Source organism: Okeania sp. SIO2B9, from assembly GCF_010672505.1.
Classification (GTDB): domain Bacteria; phylum Cyanobacteriota; class Cyanobacteriia; order Cyanobacteriales; family Microcoleaceae; genus Okeania; species Okeania hirsuta.
The window spans coordinates 1-3,540 of sequence record NZ_JAAHGK010000822.1 but is presented as its reverse complement, the minus strand read 5'-3'; the positions used below and the strand labels follow the sequence as shown (position 1 = coordinate 3,540).

Below are 3,540 nucleotides of genomic sequence, written 5' to 3'. Positions count from 1 at the left end.
TCCCAAGTAATGCGTGAACACCCCCGTTGACGCATTACTTGGGGGAGCGAATCCCCATATAATTTTCCTCCTGTCTCCTGTCTCCTGTCTCCTGTCTCCTTCTTCAATTCCCCTACTCTGTAGGGACGTTGCATGCAACGTCCCTACTTCCTGCTCCCTCTTTTCGAGGAGATGTCTATTGAATACGAATTTAAAAATTCATGCTATTCAAATCCTTTCTTTCTCCTGACTCCTGACTCCTGACTCCTGACTCCTCAGCTATACGATAACTAATCATCCGGATTTGATATGAGACCCCGCGTCGCCCAATAGCAAACCTGGTAGCTTTCCTTGCAGGTAGAAAAATACTCTCATCTCCCCATCTCCCCATCTCCCCATCTCCTGATCAGATATCATTCACTATAAGCAGTCCGCACCAGAATTACAGTACAATCACAACCACGAGCGATCGCCTCTGGAATATTGCCATTAATTGCTTGTTTCAAAAATCCTTCCTTACTAGCACCAATAACTACAACGTCACAGTTATGAGCATCAGCCAAATCAACTACAGCAATTGAAACAGAAGTAGCACAGACTACAGTAGCCATAACTTCTGTATCCAAGCGATTCTGAAGAATCTTTGCTGCTTGTTTCATTTCCTCAATATTAGGCTTAACAACAGACTTAGTTAAAACCTGACATAAGAGAATTTCTGGCTTCACACTCAAAGAAACCAAGGCAGGCAAAAGCTTTACTGCTGCTGCTTGTGTAGGAATATCTCGAATGGGTACTAACCACCGTCGCCATCCTAAAAAAGAATACATATTATCAGAAACAAGATTATCCCGGTCTGCTTCAAATCTTTCATTAGTCTTAGTAATACCTTTGAATATTTCTTCCTCTTTTAACTTTCTAGCTCCCCATTTCACTACTATTACTTCACAAATAGCTTGTCGCATCAGAGTATCCACAATACTGCCAAAAACACGACCAGAAGCAGAATAGTCACCCTTCCAACCCATCAGTATTAGAGATATATGTCTTTCCTTAATAGTTTCCAAAATAGTATCAGCAACATCGTGACCAACCCGAATTTGAGTGTGCATAGGAATTTTCAAATCCTTAGCTATGCGTTCTGCCATTGCTAATAAACGACGACTCTTAGTTGTATCTACGACAGTCTCATCTGGGGAACTTTGACGAGGCACAATCAAAACTTGTAAACATTCTAATTCATAGTTGCGTTGCCGGGCGATGACAGCGGCGAGTTTTAGTAATGCGGGGGCGGTACTAGGATTACTTAATGGTACTAATAATCGACCATTCCCTATTTGAGGCGATCGCGTTTGATAAACTATATAAGAAGGTTTTTGACTATGAGTTCCCAGATTTGTCTTACCTATTTGTTCAGATTCTATTCGGATAATATCAGTATCAGTGATAATTCCTACCAAATGACGACCTTCCATCACAGGTAAACGACTAAGTTTGTATTGATGTAAAAGATACAAAACTTCGCTGAGATTATCTGTAGTTTTAACTGTCATGGGATGAGGTGTCATAAAATCTTTTAATAGGGTGTCTCCAGAAAGTTCGCGTTTGCGAGTGTAAGCTAAATCTGTCTGAGTGACAATACCTACGAGCAAGCCACTATCATCAAGCGCTGGAAAACCTCGATGATGGGAATTAGAAAACTTCTGCTTTACCTCATCCAAAGTTAAATTAAAATCAAGAGTTTCTACAGGAGTGTGCATGACTTCATCCGCACGAATATTGCTCAAATAATCATTTGCTGACTTCTCCTTCTTAAGTTGTAGACCTTTGAAATCTAAAACCCGGTCGGACAAAGACTTCTTATCTATCTTTTCTGCCATCAATAAAGCGACAATAGAAACAATCATTAGTGGCAACACTAAGCGAAAATCTTGTGTCTTCTCAAAAATAATTACTACTGCTGTCATGGGTGCTCTTGAGACAGCACAAAAGAATGCCCCCATTCCTGCTAGAGCAAAAATTGTTGGTTGTTCGATGCCGACTACATTACTTTGGCAAATTCCAACTATCTGACCCAGGGCAGATCCAATAACTAAGGATGGAGCAAAAAATCCGCCCGGGGCACCAGAACTGGCGGCAAATATTGTTAAGAGAAAGTGTTCGGCAAAAGCAATGAAACTCCATTTTAAGTTGGCTTCGTTACTGCCTAGCAATTCTCTTAAACCAGTATGGTTACGAAATGATTCTGGTAAAGATGCGATAATTAAACCACTAATTAATCCTGTGATAGCTATTCGCCAAGGTAATGTTAATTTTAGTTGGCGCTGAAATATGGAAGTCGCAATAATTCCTCGACTAAATACTGTCCCTAATAAACCTGCTAACATTCCCAAAATTATGTAAAAAGGAATTTCTTTGAGGTGTAAAAATCCTGTAATTGAGGTATCTAAGTAACTGCTCTTATCTAAGTATAAACTTTCTCCCCCTAGCATTTGGGAAACAACTGCACCGACGAAAGAAGCAATAATTGCTGGCCCCAAGGTGATACCAGAAACATCGTGCATTAGGTCTTCTACTACAAATAAAACTCCGGCGATGGGAGCGTTGAAACCAGCAGCTAACCCAGCAGCAGCACCACAAGCAATTAACTGACGACGGTAACTTGGAGAAGTGGGAACTAAACGACTGATCCAAGCTGCTAAGGATGCACCTATTTGCACTGTTGGGCCTTGTCGCCCTAATGTTAATCCAGAACCTACTGTCAGGATGGTAGTGAACATTTTGACCATGGCGATCGGGAAGTTTAAGGGAATGCGCATACCTGAGAGGGCAGCTTTGACTTGGGGTACTCCACTTCCTCCTGCTTCTGGTGCTAAACGTTCTACTAATAAACCTGCCACAAGTCCTCCAACCGCGCCAAAAATTGGTAATAATAGCCAAGGTGGATATTTGAGGGATGCAGCTATACGCAAACTACCTAGCCATCCTGCACCTTCTTTTAGTATGACTGCTGCTAATCCTGATACGATTCCGATTAAGCAAGCTTCAAAGACTGCTACACGTTTTGGTCTTAGCAGTGGATAAATAAAGTTTTTGAGATGGATTTGAACTTCTTGTCGGATATACTGATGCCACATAACGGAGTTTATGGTGTTGTTTTGGCAGTATGGAATAGAGTTTTGGTTTATTCTAATTCTTACTGGTTTTTTTTATCTTTTTCGGGCGTTGGTGATTTGAGGTATGATATCATGCCTGGATAATTAGTGAACAAAAAACTTTCTCCTTCCACTCCTGTTTATTCTTCTTTCTTTCCTCCTGACTCGGTCCGACTGACTTCCCTTCCTGGGAGGGGGAGGGGCGAGGGGTGGGTTGACTCCTAAGTAATTAAGATTAATATCATACACGCGCTTTACCAACACCTCTTTTTCGTTATGGGTTATCAAATCCGGTTAAACAGCCATAGAATGGTTAAGTTAGGAGTCCTCAGGAGTCAGGAGACAGTCCTCAGGAGGAGAAAGAATTACAAAGATGAGGGTAGTTATGACGATTGAAGATTTTTTTTAT

The 3,540-nt window shown here is 41.2% G+C and carries 4 protein-coding genes; 1 reads left to right on the top strand and 3 read right to left on the bottom strand.

Annotated elements, in window-relative coordinates; translation table 11 throughout:
• Positions 1-190: 190 nt before the first annotated feature.
• Both F6K13_RS23985 and F6K13_RS23980 read right to left on the bottom strand, forming a co-directional pair.
• Complete coding sequence (locus F6K13_RS23985; RefSeq protein WP_124144292.1) at positions 191-370, bottom strand: hypothetical protein; 180 nt, start codon at positions 368-370, stop codon at positions 191-193.
• Positions 371-392: 22 nt separating this feature from the next.
• Positions 393-3,113, bottom strand: coding sequence for a chloride channel protein (locus F6K13_RS23980; RefSeq protein ID WP_287288600.1), 2,721 nt, complete (start codon positions 3,111-3,113; stop codon positions 393-395).
• Between F6K13_RS23980 and F6K13_RS23975 the strand changes: the two genes are divergently transcribed.
• Complete coding sequence (locus F6K13_RS23975; protein ID WP_287288598.1) at positions 3,105-3,236, top strand: hypothetical protein; 132 nt, start codon at positions 3,105-3,107, stop codon at positions 3,234-3,236. The genes F6K13_RS23980 and F6K13_RS23975 overlap by 9 nt on opposite strands.
• Here the strand turns inward: F6K13_RS23975 and F6K13_RS23970 are convergent, their stop codons facing one another.
• Positions 3,237-3,419, bottom strand: a complete 183-nt coding sequence (locus F6K13_RS23970) for a hypothetical protein (RefSeq protein ID WP_124155662.1) — start codon at positions 3,417-3,419, stop codon at positions 3,237-3,239.
• Positions 3,420-3,540 lie beyond the last annotated feature (121 nt).

Bases quoted from the DNA above. Each gene is read 5' to 3' on its own strand.
- F6K13_RS23975 (WP_287288598.1), top strand. From the start codon at position 3,105: ATGCCACATAACGGAGTTTATGGTGTTGTTTTGGCAGTATGGAATAGA.
- F6K13_RS23985 (WP_124144292.1), bottom strand. From the start codon at position 370: ATGGGGAGATGGGGAGATGAGAGTATTTTTCTACCTGCAAGGAAAGCT.
- F6K13_RS23980 (WP_287288600.1), bottom strand. From the start codon at position 3,113: ATGTGGCATCAGTATATCCGACAAGAAGTTCAAATCCATCTCAAAAAC.